This window comes from Micromonospora sp. NPDC126480 (assembly GCF_040302465.1).
Classification (GTDB): domain Bacteria; phylum Actinomycetota; class Actinomycetes; order Mycobacteriales; family Micromonosporaceae; genus Micromonospora.
The window spans coordinates 74,084-95,006 of sequence record NZ_JBEORU010000023.1 but is presented as its reverse complement, the minus strand read 5'-3'; the positions used below and the strand labels follow the sequence as shown (position 1 = coordinate 95,006).

Sequence of the window (20,923 nt, the reverse complement as noted above, 5' to 3'; positions counted from 1 at the left end):
GAGGCTCCCGTGCCGTACCCCGAGATCCGGCCCCGCCGGCTGCGCCGCAACGCGGCCCTGCGGCGGCTGGTCTCCGAGACCCGCGTCGACCCGGCCGAGCTGGTCGTGCCGATGTTCGTCAAGGAAGGGCTGGCCGAGCCGCGGGCCGTGGCGTCGCTCCCGGGCGTGCTCCAGCACTCCCGGGACTCGCTGCGCAAGGCCGCCGTGGAGGCGGTCCAGGCCGGCGTCGGCGGGATCATGCTCTTCGGGGTGCCGGAGTCGCGTGACGAGCGCGGCTCCGGCGGCACCGACCCGGACGGCATCCTCAACGTCGCCATCCGGGACGTCGTCTCCGAGGTGGGTGACGCCACCGTGGTGATGAGCGACCTCTGCCTGGACGAGTTCACCTCGCACGGGCACTGCGGCCTGCTCACCCCCGACGGGTCGGTGGACAACGACGCCACCCTCGCCGCGTACGCCGAGATGGCGGTGGCCCAGGCGGAGGCCGGGGTGCACGTCGTCGGCCCGTCCGGGATGATGGACGGCCAGGTCGGCGTGGTCCGCCGGGCGCTGGACGCCGCCGGCCACCAGGACGTGACGATCCTGGCGTACGCCGTGAAGTACGCCTCGGCGTTCTTCGGCCCGTTCCGCGACGCGGTGGAGTCGGCGCTGGAGGGCGACCGCCGTGGGTACCAGCAGGACCCGGCGAACCTGCGGGAGTCCCTGCGCGAGGTCGAGCTGGACGTCGCCGAGGGTGCCGACATCGTGATGGTCAAGCCGGCGCTGCCGTACCTCGACGTGGTCTCGGCGGTCCGGGCCGCGGTCGACGTCCCGGTCGCCGCCTACCAGGTCTCCGGCGAGTACGCGATGGTCGAGGCGGCCGCCGCGAACGGCTGGATCGACCGCGAGCGGGTGATGCTGGAGACGCTCACCTCGATCCGTCGGGCGGGCGCGCAGATCATCCTCACCTACTGGGCGGTCGAGGCCGCCGGGCTGCTCCGCCAGCGCTACTGAACCCGGACGGTCGTCACCTCGCGGACCAGGGCATCGACCCCCACGTCCCGGCCGGCGTTCACCGGTAGCCCGGTCCAGGCGACCCGGACCGTCAGGTCGTCCGACCAGGCGACGCCGTGGACCGCGCCGGGGGTCATGGCGGGGTTGCCGATCGCCTGATCGGTCCGCAGGGCTCCGGTGGCGGTGTCGAAGACGGCGAGTCGTTGCTCCCGGCGGTCACGGGACTGGTCGAGGCGGCGGTAGGGGACCGCGACGAGGGCGCCGTCCGGTGCGAGTCGGAGTCCGTTCTCGCAGACGCCGCCGACGGTCAGCCGAGCGATGCGCACCCCGTCGGCGGTCCGGCGCACGTCGGTGCGGCAGCCGTCGTCGTCGCGCTGTTCGACAAGCAGGTCCGGGCGTACGTCGGTCCGGCTCGCCGTGAGCAGGTCCACGCCGGCGGTCGACGACCGGAGCAGCATCCGCTCCCGGCCCGTGGCGAGGTCGTGCGTCACGATGCCGGTGTCCCGGGCGAGGTAGGCGACCCGTTGGTCGGCGCCGATCAGTTCGACTCCCTGGCCCTTGATCCGCACTTCGCGGCTGCGTTCGAGGGCGCCGTCCGCACCGAGCACCACCAGCTTGATCGACAGACCCTCGACGTCGGGGCCGTCGGCGCGCGGGCTGCCGGGCAGCAGATCGGTGTACACGAGCCCGACGAGGCGGCCGTCGGGCAGTGCCGCGCCGAGGCTGAAGTTCTCCGGCACCGGGTGCCGTCGTACCGAGCCGTCGGCCAGCACCTCCTCGACGGGGAGAAACGGCAGGTCCTCGCCGGGCCCGTGGCGCGCGGGGTCGACCGTCATCACCAACCGCTGCGCCGGGGGAGTCCACGTCGGCGACGGTGACGAGGGGGCGGCGGGGACGGCCGACGTCGCCGCCGGTCTGCTCGTGGGTGCCGGGGCGTTGCCGGCGAGCAGTGGCACCGCCCCGGCGGCGAGTGCCACGAACAACGCCAACCCACCCGCCGTCGCCGCGCTCCGCCGACGCCGCCCGGCCCGCGCCCGGCGGCGTACGGCCGCCAGGTCGGAACCGTGCGGCGGGGTGGTCCGTGCGGCGCGGTGCACGGCTTCGGCCAGGTCGTCGGGTACGGCGTCCATCGTCACTCCTTCTCAGCCAGCGCCGTTCGCAGCCCCGCCAGACCGCGGGAGAGCCGGCTCTTCACCGTGCCCTCGGTCAGGTCGAGTACCGCCGCCGTCTCGGCGGTGGACAGGTCCAGCAGGACGCGACAGACGATCACCGCACGCTGGGCGGTGGGGAGCTGGTCCAACGCCGACCGGGCGGCCATCCCGACCGGGTCCGGCCCGGCCGCGGGCGCGTCGCTGTCGTCCGGGGCGGGCGGGCGTTCCCGGCGGACCTTTCGCCACCACGAGGTTGCCCAGTTCAGCCCGACCCGGAAGACCCACCCGGCGGGGTTGTCGAGTTTCTGGATCCGGTCCCACCGCGCGTACGCCCGGGCCATCGCCTCGTCGGCGGCCTCGCGGGCCAGGCCGACGTCCCCCGTGGCGAGGGCGAGCGCGCGGTGGATCCGGTCGACGTGCGTCCGGTAGAACCGTTCGAACGAGGCGTCCGGGTCGGCGTCGGGCCGAGCCGGACCGAGCTGGTCGGGCGGCCGGATCGGCGAGGCGACGTCGCTTCCCATGTCAGGTACACGCCGCTGACCCCGAATCGGTTCCCGCCGTCGGCCGTGCCGGCGACAACCCTCCCACCCGCCCCCTTTGCTCTGCCTCAATGGACGCAACAGAAGGGGCCAGATTCCAGTGCGTGGGTTGAAGCAGAGCAAAGGGGGCGAGGAAGGGGTTGCTCGGTTGCGCGACACGCCATTATCCACAGGTTTATCCACAGGGGTTGTCGCGTCGGTCGACGGGGCGGGACAGTCTCGCCATGACCTCCTCCGCCGACCTGCCGGACGTTTTCGACCCGCCGGATCCCGGGCCGACCGTCGGTCCGTTCCCCGTCGCGGGGCTCGTCCGTCGCGCGCGCCGCATCCTCGGCCTGAGCCAGAACCGCATGGCCCGCTTCGCCAAGGTCGCGCCGTCGACCGTCGCCCGGGTCGAGGCCGGCAACCTGGCACCCAGCCTCGCAGTGCTGGATCGGCTGCTGGGAGCCGCGGGGCTCTACCTCGTCGTGGTGGACCAGAACGGGCGGATCATCCAGCCGATGGCGGTCTGGGACGACACGAGGGACGGCGCCGGCCGGCGCTATCCCGCTCATCTCGACACGATCCTCGATCCGGAGCCCGGCGAGTGGTGGGCGGACATCTACGGGCTGGCTCGCCCACCCGAGACGTACCATCGCTGCCCGGTCGAGCGGGAGATGCGGCGCCGCCTGAGCGTCTGGGAGGTGCGGGTCGCCCAGAACCGTGCCGTCCCACGGCCGCCGAACCCGGACCGGTACGGCTGACGGCCCGCCAACCCGGCAACAGGGCCGGGCCGGCGGGCCGCCGGGACAGTGAGCCGTCGTCAGTCGTCGTTGATGATCGTGCCGGTACCGAGCGGGTCGGCGAGACGGAGCCCCGGGATGCCGGCCACGAGCAGCGTCAGCTTTTCGTCGGCCTCCCGCTTGCGGTCACCGCGCACGGTCACCGGGACGGTGAGACTCGTCTGGCCGGCCGCCAGCGTCAGGCACCCCACGTACGACTCGTAGTCGGAGCCCGACCGGGCGGTCGTGCCGTAGGTCGCGGCGCAGACCAGCACCGGCTGGGACAGCGGCCGCGAGACGGTGACGTCGAAGGCGAGCTGGGAGGTGCCCCGGTCGCCCTCGACCACCGACGCGTCCGCGACGCTCAGCGCCGCCCGGGAGCGGAACCGGGCGACCTGCGGATCATGGTCGCTGGAGCCGCGCGAGCCGTCAGCGGCGTGCTCGGCCGGCCAGTCGGCGTTGATGTGGGCGGCCCGCATCTCCACCAGGTCGCCGTAGAGCGCCTCGTTCACGAACAGGTGGTCCAGCGTCTGCGCCTGCCCCTCGAAGCTGTACGAGTACGCGGACGACGGCGCGTCGGCGAGCAGGTCCTCCCACAGGTTGCGCAGCCCCGCACCGTAGAGCGGGCCGAGCTGGTCCGACGGGGTGGGGTCGGCAGCCGTGGCGATGGGATCGTCGGGCCGGGGGAAGACGTTCAAGTCCCCGCCGTACACCACCCGGGCGTGCGGGTCCGCCGCCTCGATCGCGGTCACGATCGCGGCACCGTACGCCGCCTGCTCCCGGCGCTGCCCGACCCGGCTGTCCGGCCCGGACGAGTAGTGGTTGCTCGCCGCCCAGACGTTGAACCGTTCGGTCGAGCCGGGCGCGGCGGCCACGGTGAACTTGCCGAGCTGCGGCGCGCGGGTGAAGACGTTGTCGCCGTCGCGGCCCGTCGAGGTGTCCACGTCGGACGGCAGCACGGCGTTGAGCGCCTTCGGGTTCTGCACGTCCGCGTTCGACGGCAGCCCCGGCGCGCGGTACTGGACCGTCGGCGAGGAGCCCAGCAGCGGGTCGTCGGCGGTCACCGCGGCCAGTGCGACCCGGTCGGTGCGGTACAGGAACGCCGAGGTGATGCCCCGGTCGTCCGCGCCGGTGCGGTCGTACGCGGCCGCGTAGGCTGGACCGCCGTTGGCGGCGACGGCGAGCGCCAGCTCCTGGAGGGTGTCCGGCGCGCCGTCCGCGTCGTTCGTGGAGCCACAGACCAGCTCGGTGCCCTCGACCGTGCAGATGTCCTGGTCCTCGGCCTCCTGGACGAGGATCAGGTCGGGGGAGTGCAGGTCGGTGGTGATCTGGTCGGCGAGCGCGGCGAGCTGGTCCCGGTACTCCTGCTCGCTGCCCGGCACGTAGTCGAACGGTGGGCGGACCCCGGTGCACCCGGAGTTGCCGGCGAAGTCGCAGCCGTCGAACGGGTCGTCGCGGTAGTCGTACAGGTTCTCCACGTTGTAGGTGGCGACCGCGAACTCCTCCGACCGCTTGGCCGGCTTCGGCGGATTGTTCCGCGACGGGTCGGTGCCGGCGGCGAACGACGCGGACTCGACCTGGACCCCGTACTTCTCGAAGGAGTAGTAGAGGCCGCCCACGGCGTCGGCGGTCAGCGTGTCGAAGGTGTGCGCCGGCGGCAGCAGTGCCGTGTTGTCCCCGGCGGCCGCCTTCACGCCCATGCCGCCCAGCATGATCCGCTGACCGTTGCCGTCGTCGAAGCCCCGGGTCGGGTCGTTGTCCAGCGGGTGGACGTCCCGGAAGACGCGGCGGGCGTACGGGTCGGTGCGGTCGAGCAGCGGGTCGTCCCGGTCCACGAGCCACGTCTCGGAGTCGGCCGTGGAGGCGAACACGTTCCGTCCGCTCACCGCGCCGCTGCCGGCGCGTACCCGCAGCCGGGCACCCTCGTGCCGCTCCCAGAAGCGCTGCGCGTCGGCCAGGTCGGCCGGCGGTACCGCGTCGGTGACCGCGACCACGGCGTTCACGTCCAGGCCGGCGGCGACCCGGCGGACCAGCGAGGCACTGGAGAGCTGCGTCATGTTGAAGTACTCGGAGACGCGGGCGCGGAGCACCACCTCGTCGCCGACCGTCGGCACGTACCCGCCGATGAGCGACGTGAACGAGCCCATGAAGACGAAGATGCCGTCCGAGCTGGCCGGGTCGCCGTCGGTCGCGTCGGCGCGGCTCTGCAGGAAGAAGCCGTGCTGGTCCCGGCCGGACGAGTCGCGCGCCAGGGTGCGCTGGGTGATCACCCCGCGGACGTCGTACAGGCTGCTGCTGGTGCCGTTGCCGCTGGCCGGGGCGAGCGGCGAGCGGTCGGCCGCGCCGGACTCGGCGTCGGTGGTCGGGCCCTGCACCTCGCCGACTGTCAGCTCCCGCGTCACCTGCACGGTGAGGGTGCAGGTCGCGGTGGCGCCGTCGGCGTCGGTCGCGGTCAGGACCACGGAGTACGCCCCGGCCGCCAGGTCGGCGCTCGCGCTGACGGTGGCGCGGGCGGTGCCGCCGACCGCGTCGGCCGGGGTCACGGCCGTCCGGCTGATCGAGCCGGTGGCCGGCCCCGGGGTGACCGACGTGACGGTCAGGTCGACGATCCGGTCGTCCGGGTCGGTCGCGCTGACCTCCCGGGTCGCCGCCGTGCCAGCCGGGGTGACCAGAGCGCCGCCGCAGGTGACGGTGGCCGGTACGTCGACCGGGCCGCCACCGTCGGTGCTGTGCGCGCCGAGACCGTCGACCGTGTCGGTGGGAAAGCCGGCCCACTGGGCGGCCGGGTCGAAGGCGTCGGTCGGGTCGGTGTCGCCGGCGGTGACGGTGCCCAGGCGGCGCAGGGTGTTGTCGGCGGTGCTGGTGGCGCCGCCGCCCCACTCGGTGCCGGGGTCGACACCCACCTGGCCGATCGAGTCGAGCACGGTCTCACCGCGACGCAGCACCACCGCGTCGTCCCCGTTGAACAGGCCGGCGCCGGTGGTCTGGTCGGCCTGGGCGAGGATCGCCGCGTTCGCCGACGAGTGGGCGAAGACGAAGACGTCACCCGCCGCGACGGTGCCGGTCAGGGCGAACGACGTCGGCGTGGTGGAGCCGTTGAAGTAGAGCAGCAGCTGGTAACCGCCGGCGGCCAGGTCGACCGGCGCGCCGGTGCCGTTGAAGAGCTCGATCGCCTTGTTGTTGGACGAGCCTTCGACGTACTCCGAGATGAACAGGTCGGTGGGCGCGGCGCTGGCCGCGCTGGGCGCGACCCCGACGGCCGTGACGGTCACGGCGGCGGTGGCGGTCGCGAGCGCGGCGAGTGTGCGGCGCGGGCGCATTGAGCCTCCACGGTGGGTGGACAGAACTAACGCACGTTAAGGGGCATGGTTGACCGCCGTCCATCCCCCGATGAACCGTTTCGTGAACTTCTCACCGGGCGGCGTCGAGTCGGTGCACCAGCTCGGCCACGTCGACGCTGTATTCGCACCACTCCCGGTCGGGGCGGTAGCCCAGCTCCGCGTTCACCTTGAGCATCGCCTCGTTGGCCTGGGCGTTCCAGGTCTGCACCTCGGCCAGCTGGGGCTCGGCCGACCGCAGCTCCATCAGCATGCGCGCCTTGATCGCCCGGTCGATGCCGTAGCCGCGGTGGTCCTGCACGACGATCGTGTCGTACTGGTCGGCGCGGGTGGGGTGCTGTGCGGGCACCACCACCTCGGTCAGGCCGGCCACTTCACCGGTCTGCTCGTGCTGGGCGAGCACGATGTACGGCTTCATGCCCCGCCGGTGCAGGCAGTCGAGGCTGTCGCGCAGCCGCTGCGGATCGTACGAGCTGGGCCGCAGCTCCCCGTCGTCGATGTCCCGCACCTCGGCCTTGGCCCGCGCGTACGCCTCGATCAGCTCGTCCGGCGGCCCGCCCGGGTGGAACTCCAGGTGGTAACCCGCGCCGACGCCGCCGGCCATCTGGCCCAGCTCGGCCCAGTCCACCGTGGTCAGGTCCAGCACACTGCGGGTCTCCACGTACTCCTTGGCGAAGCCGAGCGCCTCGTAGAAGGCGACGGACGGGGTGTCGCCGACGACCTCCACGCCGATCGACTGGAACCCTTCCTGGTAGACCCGGCGGGCGGCCGTCCGGACCAGGTCGCGGCCGAGACCGCTGCGACGCGCCGAAGGGTGCACCAGCACCTCGAGCACGCCGATGTCGCCGAGCAGCAGCACGTGGACCTGCCCCAGGACCTTTCCCGGGGTGCCGTTGACCGCCGGTTCCGCTTGGGCGATCCAGGAGATCCGCCGTTCACCCGGCATCACCTCGGCGAGGTATTCCCGCAGGGAACTCTCCCGCCACGGCGGATCCTGCGGGAGATCGGCCGCCAGGACCGCGTTCAGCGTGTCCAGCAGCGACGCGATCTCGGCGGACGACGCGGTCCTGGGGTCCCACTCGCGCACCATCACCCGTCTAGCTTGCCGCTAACCGCTGCCCGGGGGAAGTGTCCAGTTCTCCAATGTGCGCGGACGGTCACGTCACGTACGGCTGGCCCGCCCGTACTGGTTGGCCTTGTCGAAGACGTCCTGCGCGTACCGCCGGACGTCGTTGTACGACAGGATGGCGTTCCACCAGTCGCCGGCGATGCTCAGGTTCCGGCCGCCCTTGCACAGGTAGTTCGCGGCGGCGAGGGCCGCGTCGTCGATGTCGTGCGGGTCCTTGCGGCCGTCGTTGTCCGCGTCGGCGCCGACCTCCTGCCAGGTGGTCGGGATGAACTGCATCGGCCCGATCGCCCGGTCGTAGGTCGTGTCCCGGTCGAGCGTCCCGCGGTCGGTGTCCCGGATCAGCATCCGGCCGCCCTGCCCGTCCAGCGGAAGGCCGATGATCTCCGGGGTGGCCCGGCCGTCCGGACCGAGCCGGGCGTTGTTGGCCTGCCCGTGCGCGGACTCGACGTGCCCGATCGCGGCAAGCGTGGTCCAGCTCAGACCGCAGCTGGGGGTCGTTTGGGCCAGCACCAGCTCGGCGTAGCCGTACGCCTGCATGGCCAGCGGCTCGATGCCGACCTTGGGCCCGATCTGGCCGGCCCAGCCGGCGAGCGCGTCCGCGGGTCGGCCGGTGCCCGACGTGGGAACGGGGACGGTCCCACCCGTGGGCGGCGTGATCGAGGGCCCGCCGAGCGGGGGCATGGTGCCGGGCAGCGGCGCGTCGGGAGCCGACGTCGGTGCGGTGGCGCTCGGCGCGCCGGCGTCGACGGCGACCGCCCGGGGGCGCACGGCGGCGGGCACCAGCAGGGCACCGGCCGCAGCGGTCGCGGCGACCAAGAACAGCAGGAAGACGCCGGGCAGGGTGAGCCGGCCGCTGGGGCGCCTCGACCAGTCGCGGACCGATCGTGTCGCGCCGGCCGCGAGCCGTCCGGGCGATGTGCGTACGGCGTGCGCGAAGGGGACCCGGCGCCGCCGGGCTGCCGCCGGCCGGTCCGGGTCGGCCGGGTCCACCGGCGGCAGCGGGTCGACCCTGGTCACCGTCAGGTCGTCACCGGTACGCGCGGGTGCGCCGCCGGCCGTACCGTCGTCCGCCGTCCCGGTCGTGGCCGTCGCCTCCGCCGCCGTGCCCGTCGGCGGTGCGGCAGGGGCGTCCGGCGTCGGGCCGTCGGTCGGCGGTGCCGGTGGCCGCAGCCACGGTCGGCGGGGACGGGGCACCGAAGCGGCCGGCTCGTCCGGGGCGGCGCCGGATTCGGCGAGTGGCCCGTCGGCCGGCGCGGCCGGTCGGAGGGGCCGAAGGGTCTGCCTGTCCTCGCCGTCCACCACCCGTCGAGTATCACCCATGTTCGCCCGGGCGTCAGGACCGGTCGTACGCTGGAGTCATGCCCCGGTACGAGTTCCGTTGCCGCGCCTGCGGCGACACCTTCGAGGTCAACCGTCCGATGGCGCGTGCCAGCGAGCCGGCACCGTGCCCACAGGGGCACGACGACACGGTGAAGCTCCTCTCCACCGTGGCGGTGACCGGTCGCGGCGGGGCGGGCGCCGCCGCCCCGACGTCGGGTGGCGGTGGCTGCTGCGGCGGCGCCTGCGGCTGCTGAGACGGACTCCCGGTCCGCCAGCGTCCCCGAGGCGCTTGCTCGCGAGTGCACGTAGTGGCACGTTGGTGCGGAGCCGGGCCGGCCGTTCTCACGATGCGTGACGGCTCGGGTTCAGGCAGCATGAACCCGACGTCACGGGCGGAGGTTCCACGCATGTCGCCACGGATCCACCTCCCGACCGGGTGGGTGACCTTCGTCTTCACCGACATCGAGGGCTCGACCCGGCTGGCCCAGCTGCTCGGCCCCGACTACCGGCCGGTGCTGCGGGAGCACCGGCGGCTGCTGCGCCGGACCCTCGCCGCCACCGAGGGGGCGGAGCTGCTCACCGAGGGGGATTCGTTCTTCCTGGCCTTCGGGGATGCGTCCGCCGCGCTGACTGCCTGCCTGACCGCCCAGCGTGCGCTGACCAGCCACGAGTGGCCCACCGCCGACGCGGTGCCGCGGGTGCGGATGGGCCTGCACACCGGCTGGGCGGAGCCCCGCGACGGCGAGTACGCGAGCCCCGAGGTGCACCGCGCGGCCCGGGTCGCCGCCGCCGCGCACGGCGGGCAGGTGCTCTGCTCCGCGGCGACCGCCCGGCACGCCGACCCGTTGCCGAGCGGCGCCTCCCTGCTCGACCTCGGCCTGCACCGGCTGCGCGGCTTCGACGACCGGGAACGGCTGTTCCAGCTCGTCGCCCCCGGCCTCGAGCGGCAGTTCCCGCGCCCGCGCACCGCCGACGCGGTGGCGCACAACCTTCCCACGCAGATCACGTCGTTCGTCGGCCGGCAGGCGGAGCGGGCCGAGCTGCGGCGACTGGTGGAGGAGCACCGGCTGGTCACGGTGCTCGGCGCGGGCGGCACGGGCAAGACCCGGCTCGCCGTGGAACTCGCCGCCGACCTGGTCGAGTCCTACCCGGACGGCGCCTGGTTCGTCGACATCGCCACCGTCACCGATCCGGGCCTGGTGGCCTTCGCCATCGCCGCGGTGCTCGGCCTGCGCCCGGAGCCCGGCCGCCCGATGGTGGACACCCTGGTGGAGTACGCGGCCGGCCGCCGGATGCTCGTCCTGCTGGACACCTGCGACGCCCAGCCGGCGGCGTCGGCCGAGGTGATCTCCCGGCTGCTCGCCGGTGGGGTGGGGGTGCGGGTCCTCGCCACCAGCCGCGAGTCGTTCGGGCTGCCCGGCGAGGTGGTGTGGCGGATCCCTCCGCTGTCGGTCGACCCGCCGGTCGACGGCGCGGAGAGCGACGCCGTCGCGTTGCTGCTGGACCGGACGGCGGCGGCCCGGGGCGGGCGGCAGCCCGACCCGGCGGAGTCGGCCGATCTGCGCCGGGTGGTGCAGCGGCTGGACGGGCTGCCGCTGGCCATCGAGCTGGCCGCCGCCCGGCTGCGGGTGCTCTCGGTCGGGCAGCTCGCCGAGCGCCTCGACGACGTGCTGGGCACCCTCGACGCCGGCCGGGACGATCCGGAGCCGCCGCCGGCCGAGCGGGGCTGGACGGGGAACCAGCAGGACACCGTGGACCTGGTCGCGGCGGCGGCCGGCGCGAGTCCGCCCAGTGCGGCCAGCCGGGCGGTGCAGCGGTCCGCCGTCGAGCGGCACCTCACCATGCAGGCCACCGTCACCTGGTCGTACCGGACGCTCGGCCCACGCGCCGCCCGGCTGCTGCGCTGGCTTGCGGTGTTCGCCGGTCCGGTGGATCTGGCCACGGTGGAGTGGCTGCTCGGGGACGATCCGCTCGACCCGCTCTCGGTGCTGGTGGACAAGTCGATGGTGCTGGCCGAGCCGCACGCGGCCGGCAGCACCTACCGGATGCTGGACCCGATCCGCGCGTACGCGGCCCGCCGGCTGGTAGAGGCGGGCGAGGAGCAGGCCGCGCGGAACCGGCACGTGGCCTGGTCCGCGCACGCGTTGGAGCGGCTGCACCTGGGGCCGGACGGCCGGCCGGTCACCCTCTCGCTGTACGCGCTCGACCCGCTCGCCGGGGAGCTGCGTGCCGCGCTGCGCTGGTGCGCAACCGGTGGCAGCCCCCGGGCCGGTCTGGCCCTGGCGGGCGGGCTGGACCAGTGGTGGCGGGAGCGCGGCCTGGCCCGGGAGGGTCGGCTCTGGCTGTCCCGGCTGTACGGCCGGATCGCCGAGACGGGGGAGCGGATCCCCGACGCGGAGCTGGCGGCGGCGTACCACATGCATTCGCTGCACGCCGGCGCGGACGGCGAGTTCGCCGAGGAGCTGCGGTTCTCGCAGCGGGCGGAGGAGGCGGCCCGGCAGGCGGGTGACGCCGGGCTGCTGGCCCGGGTCCTGGCGGGGCGGGCGGCCCCGCTTGTCGACATGGGACAGTTCGCCGAGGCCGAGCGGGTGTGCCGGGAGGTCATCGACTGGGCGCACCGGCAGGACGTGGTGGGCGACGCCCTCTTCGCGGTGTTCAGCCTCGCCGAGCTGCTCTGGCGGCGGGGGGCCCTGGACGAGGCGGCGGAGCTGCTGGGGGCGGCCCGGCCGGTCGAGGCGGCCCGGCCGGCGGAGCGGGGTCGCCGCACCGTGGACATGCTGCTCGGCCTGGTGGCGCTGGCCCGGGGCGACCTGATCGCCGCGCACGAGCACCTGCTGGTGGCTCTGCGGTCCCGGATGGCGCACGGCTTCCACCGCCGTGCCTGCGACACGCTGCAGGCGATCGCGGTCCGGTGCGCCGCCGGGGGCGACCGGCTCACCGCCGCGCGGCTCTTCGGCGCGGCGCAGGCGACCAGGGCGACACTGCGCTCCACACCGGGCATCTACGGGGCGTACTGGGCGCAGCGGCAGGCGGAGGTACGGGAGGCGCTCGGCGACGCCGCGTTCGACGGCGCGTACGCCGAGGGCGCGGAGCTGGGCCTGGAGGACGCGGCGGCGCTGGCGCTCGGGGTCGAGCACCCGGATCTGGCGGCCGACTCGACCCGTTTCGCCACCGGAACCGGCCAGCCCACGCCCCGCCAGCCCACCGGCACCCCCACTCCCCACACCGAACACGCCTGAACCACCCGCGCCGCCACCGGTTGATCAAGAGGTTCTGGTGCGTCGGCGCGGTGCCAAGTGCCCAGAACCTCTTGATCACGCATCGGAGCGCTCGGGGGTGGGACGGGGGTCGGTCAGCGGCGGGTGGTGGCGCGACGTTCGGCGTCGGCCTTCATCTTCGCGGCGCGGTCGATGTCGGCCTGCTGCACGGCGGCGACCGAGCCGAAGGCCCGGACCGCCTGGTAGTAGGTCCAGGCGAGGCTGAGGCAGGCGGGCCGGACCACCGAGTTGTAGGTGGCGCAGACCCGCTTGAGGTCCTCGTAGAAGGCGCTGTCGAGGCGGGACTTGTGCGACGAGAAGACACCCATCGCCTTGTGGTTGCGGTACCCGAAGTCGTGCCGGTAGCAGGAGAGGGTGAAGTTGAACCCGAGCGGGTTGTCCGGGCTGGACGAGCAGTAGTCGGTGGACCAGTCGAAGGTGTAGTCGGCCCAGGCAGCCTTGTTCAGTCGACCGGCGTTCCAGGCGTTGTAGCTGGTGGCGCTGGGCTGGGTCCAGCTGTACAGGACGGAGAGCTTCTGGTCGCGGGTGACGGCGGCGGCGGGGCTGGCGGCACCGAGCGCGACCAGGAGGGCGAGCCCGATCGAGGTGAACAGGGTGGCGAGACGACGGGACATGGCAACCTCCGCGGGGATGTGCGGACTCTTGGTTACCGGCGGGTCACCGGGTGTTGATTAGTGTCGATGAAGTGACGTCCCGGGATCTTGTGCCCTCATGAACAATTGGTGACATGAGTTGAAACACACGAATGCCCCGGACGCCGGCGGCGTCCGGGGCATCCGGTCAGGGGATCAGTGGACGAAACGCGGCGGGCTGAGCGGGCTCTCGTTGGCCAGCCGGTCCAGCGCGGTCACGTAGTAGGTGTACCGCTTGCCGGCCTCGGCCGTGGTGTCCGTCCAGGACTGCACGTCGCCCGGGTTCGCCCGGACCGTGTCCACCAGGTGCGCGGCGTCGGCGACGTCGCACCTGCCGGCCAGCTTCAGGCCGTCGAACCGGTAGATCGCGTACGAGGTGGCGGTGCCCAGCGGGCCCACCCCGTCGGCGGGCTGCAGCCAGCGCAGCCGGACCCCGTCGTCCTGCCGGCTCGCGCCGGTGACCACCGGCATCAGCAGCGGCTTCGCCGGCAGGTGCGACATGGTCGGCACCAGCGCCGGGCGGGAGTAGTGCTCGCCGGCGTAGATGTCGGTCGCGCCGAGCCGGTTGGCCCGGACCTGGACGGCCGAGAAGTGGACGTTGCCCAGCACCTCCGGGTACTGCCGGTTGAGCGTGAGGTGGTCGGACAGCTCCCGCGGGTTCATCCAGAACGAGCCGTACACCGGTTCGCCGCTCTTGTAGTCGGCCTGTCCGATGTAGAGCTGCACGCGGGTGCCGCGCACCTGTTCGGCCCACCACGGCACCAGCCGGGCGTAGTCCGCGGCCGGGTACTGGCCGATGTACCAGTAGAGCTGCGGCACCACGTAGTCGATCCACTCCTCCTTGATCCACTTGCGGGTGTCGGCGGAGATGATGTCGTACGACTGGCTGCCGGTGGTGTCCGACCCCAGCGGGTCGACCGACTTGTTGCGCCAGATGCCGAACGGGCTGACCCCGAACTTCACCCACGGCTTCTCGGCCTTGATCTTGGCGTTCATCTCCTGGACCAGCAGGTTGATGTTGTCGCGCCGCCAGTCGGCCTTGTCGGTGAAGCCCCGGTTGTACTGCGCGAACGTCGCGTCGTCCGGCACCTGGTGGGTGCCGCTCGGGTACGGGTAGAAGTAGTCGTCGAAGTGGACGCCGTCGACGTCGTACCGCTTGACCGCGTCGAGCATCGCGGTCTGGACGAACTCGCGGACCTCGGGGATGCCGGGGTTGTAGTAGAGCCGGCTGCCGGCGACGCCGGCCGGCGGGTACGCGAAGACCCAGTCCGGGTGCTCGCGGGCCGGGTGGTTCGGCGCGAGCTTGCTGATGTCGGCGCCGGCGCCGCTCGGTGCCGGCATCGAGACGCGGTACGGGTTGAACCAGGCGTGGAACTCGAGGTTGCGCTTGTGGGCCTCCTCGACGACGAAGGCCAGCGGGTCCCAGCCCGGGTCCTTGCCGCGCTCCCCGGTCAGGTACTCCGACCAAGGCTCGTGCGGTGACGGCCAGAACGCGTCGGCGGTCGGCCGGATCTGCACGACCACGGCGTTGTGGTTGAGCCGCTCGGCCAGGTCGAGCCAGCCGAGGTACTCGGCCTTCTGGGCCGCGACCCGGTCCGGGGCGGTCCAGGAGCCCTTGGTGGGCCAGTCGATGTTGGTGACCGACGCGATCCACATGGCGCGGAACTGCCGCTTCGGGGTGGCCGGGTCGGTGACGCAGGTGGTGCTGTTGGCGGCGCTGGCCGCGTCGGTCGCCGCGGCCGCGGGGGTGGCGGCGACGAACGCCCCCAGCAGCGCGGCGGCGAGCCCGGCGGCGCCGAGCCGAGATGCCTTCATACGGTGTGTCCCTTCGTTGGGCCCCCGTGACAGGGTTCGACGCGGCGTTCTCGGCAACAACCGCCGTTGAACGTAGTGCCGCTGGTAGGAAATTTTCACACCGGACGGGCCGGGCGCAAGGGTCTGCGCCGGATCGATCCGTCCGTCGGATTTCACCGTCGCCGAAGTGGTGGGCATCACCGTACCGGTCGTGTTCGGCCCCGCACCGTCCGTCGCCACCGCTCGCCCGGTGCGAGCACCGGGCGGCGTAGCAGGGTCAGGACGTGCCGGCTCAGTCGCCGACGGGGGCGAAGCGGAGCACGTTCCAGGACATGGCCGGCAGCAGCACCGCGGACCGGCCGGCGTCGGCGGTGGGGATGGCCAGCTGTCGGGGGCTCACCCGCTCGGGCTCGGCCTCGGTGTTCGTCGCCGCCGGGTCGTCGCCGGCGGCGAGGCTCGTGTGGTCCAGCCCGCGCAGGGCGGGCAGCCCGCGAAGGTCGAGGTCCAGGGGGAGGTCGGTCTCGCCGCGGTTCACCGCGAAGACCGTCAGCACACCGGTCCCGTCGTCGTGCACCGCGACCGTGTCCAGCACCGGAACCTCGCCGTACCGCGCCGTCTCGTAGGTGGGGGAGACCGGCTCGGTGCGCAGGACGGTGCCCCGGGCGTACCGGGCGGTCAGCGCGAACGGGTGGAAGATGCTCTGCCGCCAGGCCGGGCCGCCGGTGCGCGTCCGGATCGGGGCGATCACGTTGGCGAGCTGGGCCTGGCAGGCGATGCCCACCCGGTCGGCGTGCCGGAGCAGGGTGATCAGCAGGTCGCCGACGACCACCGCGTCGAGCGCGGTGTAGTCGTCCTCGATCAGCGCCGGGGCCTCCACCCAGCCGCGCCGGTCCAGGTCGGCCTGGAGGCGCGAGTGGTACCAGACGTTCCACTCGTCGAAGGAGATCTTGAGCTTGCGCCGGTGGCGCTGCTTCGCCGCCACGTGGTCGGCGGTGGCCACCACCTCGCGGATGAAGTTGTCCATGTCGACGGCCGAGGCGAGGATGCTGGCCCGGTCGCCGTCGGACGGGTCGTAGTAGGTGTGCGCGGAGATGTAGTCGACGTGCTCGTACGTGTGCTCCAGCACGGTCGCCTCCCAGGAGGCGAAGGTGGGCATCCCCCGGTTGGAACTGCCGCAGGCCACCAGGCTGATCGACGGGTCGATCAGCTTCATCGCGCGGGCGGTCTCGGCGGCGAGGCGGCCGTACTCGTCGGCGGTCTTGTGGCCGACCTGCCAGGGCCCGTCCATTTCGTTGCCGAGGCACCAGAGCCGCACCCCGTACGGCTTCTCGGCGCCGTGCTCGCGGCGCAGGTCCGACAGGTGGGTGCCGCCCGGGTGGTTGGTGTACTCCAGCAGGTCGCACGCCTCCTGCACGCCCCGGGTGCCCAGGTTGACCGCCATCATCGGCTCGACGCCGGCCGCGGCGGCCCAGGTCATGAACTCGTCCAGCCCGAACGCGTTGGTCTCGATCGTCTTCCAGGCGAGGTCGAGCCGGCGCGGCCGGTCGCCGGCCGGGCCGACCCCGTCCTCCCAGCGGTAGCCGGAGACGAAGTTGCCGCCGGGGTAGCGCACCACCGAGACGCCGAGCTCCCGGGTCAGCTCCAGCACGTCGCCGCGTAGGCCGAGTGGGTCGGCGGTGGGGTGGCCCGGCTCGTACACCCCGCCGTACACGCAGCGGCCCATGTGCTCGACGAAGGAGCCGAAGAGCCGGCGGTCCGCCGGGCCGATGGTGAACGCCGGGTCGATCGTGAGCTGCGCGGTCGGCAAGGGGTGCCACCTTTCCTTGTCAGGGGTGACCGTGGTCGCCCCTTCCGGCTTGTCGTCTACAACGTTGTAGGCAACGTTGTAGAAGAGGTCGTGAGGTGCTCGTAACACGGTAGAGTGCGGCCAGCGTCTCGCGGGAGGGCAGTCGTGCGACACAGGCTCAAGGACGTCGCGGAGCGCGCCGGCGTGTCGGTCAAGACGGTCTCCAACGTAGTCAACGGCTACGTGCACGTCCGGCCGGACACCCGGGCCCGCGTCGAGGAGGCGATCGCGGAGCTCAACTACCGGCCCAACCTCTCCGCCCGTAACCTGCGCAAGGGCCGCACAGGTGTGATCGCCCTGGCCGTGCCGGAGCTGGACATCCCGTACTTCGCCGAGCTGGCCCGGCACGTCGTCGTCGCCGCCGCCGAACTGGGCTGGACGGTGCTCATCGACCAGACCGGCGGCGGCCGGGAGCAGGAGCGCGCCGCCGGCATCGGCGACCACATGATCGACGGGCTGATCTTCAGCCCGCTCGCGCTCACCGCCGACGACCTGACCTTTCTGGACGGCACCCCGACGGTGCTGCTCGGCGAGCGCGTCGACCACGGCCCCGCCGACCACGTGGGCATCGACAACGTGGCGGCCGCCCGGGCGATGACCGCTCACCTGATCGGACTCGGCCGCCGCCGGGTCGCCGCCATCGGCTCGCAGCGCACCCCCGAGGGCGCCAGCGCCCGGCTCCGGCTCGCCGGCTACGCCGCCGCGCTCGCCGACGCCGGCATCGCGTACGACGAAGCGCTGGTGGCGCCCGCGCCGGCCTGGCACCGCGCGGTGGGCGCGGCGGCGATGCGGTCCCTGCTCGACTCGGGGGTACGCCCCGACGCCGTCTTCTGCTTCAACGACACCCTCGCTCTCGGCGCCCTGCGGGCCCTCCACGAGGCGGGCCTGCGCGTGCCGGAGGACGTCGCGCTGGCCGGTTTCGACGACATCGAGGACGGCCGCTTCTCGATCCCCACCCTCAGCACGATCTCGCCGGACAAGGAACGCATCGCCCGACTGGCGGTGGAACTCCTCGCCAGCCGCCTGCGGGACCGCTCAGCACCACCCCGCGAACTGCCCGCCCCCTGGGCCCTGACCCCCCGCGAATCCACCACCCCCGCCACCTGACCCGCCCTCCCGACTCTCCTCCCTCCCCCGGCGACGCCAGCTCGGTTGATCAAGAGGTTTTCGTGTCCGGTGGGGCCTCCCGGCGACCAAAACCTCTTGATCAACCAGGCTTGTGGTGGTGAGTGCGGTCAGGCGAAGAAGCGGGCCAGATGGGCGGGGGTCGGGCCGTCGGCTTCAGGCGGGAGCGGGGTCAGGTCGGCGAAGATCGACGCGCCGTCGCAACCGGCGTGCAGGGGGTACCAGCGCGGGGTTCCGGGCGGGCGCTGCAGGCAGATGCCCTTGAAGGTCTGGACGTCCAGCAGCCGGACGTGCGTGGGGTCCGCGACCGCGTTGACGTGGCCCCACCACGGGCTCATCACGTGCAGGACGCCGCCCGGGCGCAGCACCCGGTGCGCCTCGTCGACAAGCGGCAGGAAATCGATCAGGTGCTCCAGGATGTGCACGGCGAAGAGCACGTCCACCGAGTCGTCGGCCAGCGGCAGGGTCCGCGACAGGTCCGCCACCGCGTTCACGCCCGGCGCCGGGAAGATGTCCAGGCCCAGGTTGCCCGGCCACTGCTTGGTCGGGCCGCAGCCCAGGTCGACGACCACCGGATCCCGCCCACCGACGCGGACCCGGCACCACACGGCCAGGACCCCGGCGAGCCGGCCGACACGGTCCCGCACCAGACGCAGGTCGTCCGGCCCGCCGACCTCCCCGGTCAGGTGGGCCACCCCCCGGTCGAAGCGCACCTCGACGGCGAGGTCCCGCAGGCGGTCGTCGTGCCGGGCCTGGTCCGTCCAGGCCTCAGCGAGGAACTCGTCGACCGCCCGCAGCCGCTCGGCCGAGGGCGGGGTCAGTGCCAGCGCGACCATCGGCCCACCTCCGGCCGCCCGTTACCCACATCAGCGCCCGGTATGCCCGGCCCCGTGCTCCGGGCGGGCCGGGCCGCCGCTTCCACCGCCGCCATGCCTCCGGCGGCAGCGGACTCCGGCGACGGGTCAGCCGGGGATCGGGCGGCGGGGGCGGGCGGCGGTGCGCATCCGCGAGCGCGGCTGCGGGGTGGCCGGCCTGGGCCGCTTGAGGTGGTACCGGTGTAGCTCGTTGTTGCCGGGCAGGGACGGGTCCTCGCTCATCGCCACCAGCTCCCAGCCCTGGTCACCGGCGCGGTTCAGGTGGGCGAGCGCGGTGTCCCCGTACGGGGTGACGTCGACCATCGAGCCGTCCGGGCCGTACCAGCTGAAGACGACCTCCCAGCCGGTGTCGTTGCTGGCGGCCTGGCGGCGGCGCACCAGCAGCGCGTACTCCCACTTGAGCATGGGCCCATTCTCACCCGGCGCGGCCGGGCGCGCCCGGATCAGTGTTCGGCGATCCGCCCGGCGTCCACCCGGATCCGCCGGTTGACGCGCACCGCGTCCAGCATCCGCCGGTCGTGGGTGACCAGCAGCAACGTGCCCGGGTAGCTTGCCAGCGCGGATTCCAGCTGCTCGATCGCCGGCAGGTCGAGATGGTTCGTCGGCTCGTCGAGCACCAGCAGGTTGACCCCGCGCCCCTGGAGCAGCGCCAGCGCCGCCCGGGTCCGCTCGCCCGGGGAGAGGGTCGCCGCCGGCCGCAGGACGTGCGCCGCGCGCAGGCCGAACTTGGCCAGCAGGGTCCGCGCGTCGGCCGGCGACAGATCGGGTACGGCCAGCCGGAACGCGTCCAGGAGCGGCGTGTCGCCGAGGAACAGGCCGCGCGCCTGGTCCACCTCGCCGACGACGACACCAGGCCCGAGCGCGGACTGCCCGGCGTCCAGCGGCAGCCGGCCGAGCAGGGCGGCCAGCAGGGTGGACTTGCCGGACCCGTTCGCCCCGGTGACGGCCACCCGGTCGGCCCAGTCGATCTGCAGGCTCACCGGCCCGAGGGTGAACGCGCCACGGCGTACCACGGCGTCGCGGAGGGTGGCCACGACGGCGCCGGCGCGGGGCGCGGCGGCGATCTCCATGCGCAGCTCCCACTCCTTGCGCGGCTCCTCGACCACCTCGAGCCGTTCGATCAGCCGCTCGGTCTGCCGGGCCTTGGCCGCCTGCTTCTCGCTCGCCTCGGAGCGGAACTTCCGGCCGATCTTGTCGTTGTCGGTGGCCTTCCGGCGAGCGTTGCGGACGCCCTTCTCCATCCACGCCCGCTGCGTGCGGGCGCGCGCCTCCAGGTCGGCGCGCGTCTCGGCGTACTCCTCGTAGCCGGCGCGGGCGTGCCGCCGCGCCACCTCCCGCTCCTCCAGGTAGGCCGCGTAGCCGCCGCCGTAGTGGTTGACCTGCTGCTGGTGCAGGTCCAGCTCCAGCACCCGGGTCACCGTGCGGGTCAGGAACTCCCGGTCGTGGCTGACCAGGACGGTGCCGGCGCGCAGGCCGGTGACGAACTCCTCCAGGCGTTCCAGCCCGGCCAGGTCGAGGTCGTTGGTGGGCTCGTCGAGGAGGAAGACGTCGTACCGGCTGAGCAGCAGCGACGCGAGCCCGGCACGGGCCGCCTGGCCGCCGGAGAGGCCGGTCATCCCGGCGTCGAGGGAGACGCCGAGCCCGAGGTCGGCGGCGACCTGTTCGGCGCGCTCGTCCAGGTCCGGCCCGCCGAGCGCGAGCCAGCGGTCGAGGGCCTCGGCGTACGCGTCGTCGGCACCGGGCGCACCCGCGGTCAGTGCCTCGGTGGCCGCGTCCAGGGCCGCCTGCGCCGCGGTCACGCCGGTGCGCCGGGCCAGGAAGTCCCGGACCCGCTCGCCCGGCCGCCGCTCCGGCTCCTGCGGCAGGTACCCGACGCTCGCGGTGGGCGGGCTCAACATGACGCTGCCGGCCTCGACGGGGAGCGACCCGGCGAGCGTACGCAGCAGCGTCGACTTCCCCGCCCCGTTCGGCCCGACCAGCCCGACGACGTCCCCCGGCGACACGACGAGATCCAGCCCGGCGAACAGCACCCGTTCCCCGTGCCCGGCCGCCAGCCCTTTGACTACGAGATTCCCACTCATCAGCCCGAAACCCTATCCCGCCCCCGCCCCCGCGATCTTGCGGTTTCCGCCCCGACAAAGT

The 20,923-nt window shown here is 73.5% G+C and carries 15 protein-coding genes and 1 pseudogene; 5 read left to right on the top strand and 11 right to left on the bottom strand.

Going from position 1 to position 20,923, the window contains the following annotated elements:
* The first annotated feature begins 9 nt into the window (after nucleotides 1-9).
* Nucleotides 10-993: a porphobilinogen synthase gene (gene hemB, locus ABTW87_RS21165; RefSeq protein WP_350652588.1), complete on the top strand. Its 984-nt coding sequence runs from the start codon at nucleotides 10-12 to the stop codon at nucleotides 991-993.
* Here the strand turns inward: hemB and ABTW87_RS21160 are convergent.
* Both ABTW87_RS21160 and ABTW87_RS21155 read right to left on the bottom strand, forming a co-directional pair.
* Entirely contained in the window at nucleotides 987-2,123 is a 1,137-nt protein-coding gene (locus ABTW87_RS21160; protein ID WP_350652586.1) for a hypothetical protein, read from the bottom strand. The genes hemB and ABTW87_RS21160 overlap by 7 nt on opposite strands.
* 2 nt (nucleotides 2,124-2,125) lie before the next feature.
* Entirely contained in the window at nucleotides 2,126-2,665 is a 540-nt protein-coding gene (locus ABTW87_RS21155) for an RNA polymerase sigma factor (RefSeq protein ID WP_350652584.1), read from the bottom strand.
* A gap of 242 nt (nucleotides 2,666-2,907) precedes the next feature.
* Between ABTW87_RS21155 and ABTW87_RS21150 the strand changes: the two genes are divergently transcribed.
* The gene (locus ABTW87_RS21150; protein ID WP_350652583.1) at nucleotides 2,908-3,426 is read left to right on the top strand and encodes a helix-turn-helix domain-containing protein; all 519 of its coding nucleotides are present in this window, start codon (nucleotides 2,908-2,910) and stop codon (nucleotides 3,424-3,426) included.
* A 59-nt stretch (nucleotides 3,427-3,485) separates the two neighbouring features.
* Here ABTW87_RS21150 and ABTW87_RS21145 read toward each other — a convergent pair whose 3' ends face one another.
* From ABTW87_RS21145 to ABTW87_RS21135, 3 genes are all read right to left on the bottom strand, one after another.
* Nucleotides 3,486-6,764: a lamin tail domain-containing protein gene (locus ABTW87_RS21145; protein WP_350652581.1), complete on the bottom strand. Its 3,279-nt coding sequence runs from the start codon at nucleotides 6,762-6,764 to the stop codon at nucleotides 3,486-3,488.
* 91 nt (nucleotides 6,765-6,855) lie between these two features.
* Complete coding sequence (locus tag ABTW87_RS21140; RefSeq protein WP_350652614.1) at nucleotides 6,856-7,872, bottom strand: GNAT family N-acetyltransferase; 1,017 nt, start codon at nucleotides 7,870-7,872, stop codon at nucleotides 6,856-6,858.
* A gap of 72 nt (nucleotides 7,873-7,944) precedes the next feature.
* The gene (locus ABTW87_RS21135; RefSeq protein WP_350652580.1) at nucleotides 7,945-9,213 is read right to left on the bottom strand and encodes a lytic murein transglycosylase; all 1,269 of its coding nucleotides are present in this window, start codon (nucleotides 9,211-9,213) and stop codon (nucleotides 7,945-7,947) included.
* A 56-nt stretch (nucleotides 9,214-9,269) separates the two neighbouring features.
* Between ABTW87_RS21135 and ABTW87_RS21130 the strand changes: the two genes are divergently transcribed.
* Nucleotides 9,270-9,485, top strand: coding sequence for an FmdB family zinc ribbon protein (locus ABTW87_RS21130; protein WP_350652578.1), 216 nt, complete (start codon nucleotides 9,270-9,272; stop codon nucleotides 9,483-9,485).
* Between the two features lie 153 nt (nucleotides 9,486-9,638).
* Complete coding sequence (locus ABTW87_RS21125) at nucleotides 9,639-12,470, top strand: ATP-binding protein (protein ID WP_350652577.1); 2,832 nt, start codon at nucleotides 9,639-9,641, stop codon at nucleotides 12,468-12,470.
* Between the two features lie 113 nt (nucleotides 12,471-12,583).
* Here ABTW87_RS21125 and ABTW87_RS21120 read toward each other — a convergent pair whose 3' ends face one another.
* The 3 genes from ABTW87_RS21120 to arfA form a co-directional block, all read right to left on the bottom strand.
* Nucleotides 12,584-13,123, bottom strand: coding sequence for a phospholipase (locus tag ABTW87_RS21120; protein ID WP_350652575.1), 540 nt, complete (start codon nucleotides 13,121-13,123; stop codon nucleotides 12,584-12,586).
* Nucleotides 13,124-13,297: 174 nt separating this feature from the next.
* A complete protein-coding gene (locus ABTW87_RS21115; RefSeq protein WP_350652574.1) occupies nucleotides 13,298-14,956 on the bottom strand; it encodes a glycoside hydrolase family 10-like protein in 1,659 nt (552 codons plus the stop codon).
* A 271-nt stretch (nucleotides 14,957-15,227) separates the two neighbouring features.
* Nucleotides 15,228-16,742 carry an arabinosylfuranosidase ArfA gene (gene arfA / locus ABTW87_RS21110; protein WP_350652573.1) on the bottom strand — a complete coding sequence of 505 codons (1,515 nt, stop codon included), beginning with the start codon at nucleotides 16,740-16,742 and terminating at the stop codon, nucleotides 15,228-15,230.
* Nucleotides 16,743-16,886: 144 nt separating this feature from the next.
* Here arfA and ABTW87_RS21105 point away from each other — a divergent pair, with 144 nt between their 5' ends.
* Entirely contained in the window at nucleotides 16,887-17,888 is a 1,002-nt protein-coding gene (locus ABTW87_RS21105) for a LacI family DNA-binding transcriptional regulator (RefSeq protein WP_350652571.1), read from the top strand.
* Between the two features lie 128 nt (nucleotides 17,889-18,016).
* On the opposite strand, the gene ABTW87_RS21100 is transcribed toward ABTW87_RS21105, so the two are convergent.
* The 3 genes and pseudogenes from ABTW87_RS21100 to ABTW87_RS21090 all read right to left on the bottom strand — a co-directional run bounded on the left by ABTW87_RS21100 (nucleotide 18,017) and on the right by ABTW87_RS21090 (nucleotide 20,862).
* Nucleotides 18,017-18,742, bottom strand: coding sequence for a methyltransferase domain-containing protein (locus ABTW87_RS21100; RefSeq protein WP_350652570.1), 726 nt, complete (start codon nucleotides 18,740-18,742; stop codon nucleotides 18,017-18,019).
* A 198-nt stretch (nucleotides 18,743-18,940) separates the two neighbouring features.
* A pseudogene (locus tag ABTW87_RS21095) lies at nucleotides 18,941-19,186 on the bottom strand (hypothetical protein); the annotation flags it as partial.
* 38 nt (nucleotides 19,187-19,224) lie between these two features.
* Complete coding sequence (locus ABTW87_RS21090) at nucleotides 19,225-20,862, bottom strand: ABC-F family ATP-binding cassette domain-containing protein (protein ID WP_350652569.1); 1,638 nt, start codon at nucleotides 20,860-20,862, stop codon at nucleotides 19,225-19,227.
* Nucleotides 20,863-20,923 lie beyond the last annotated feature (61 nt).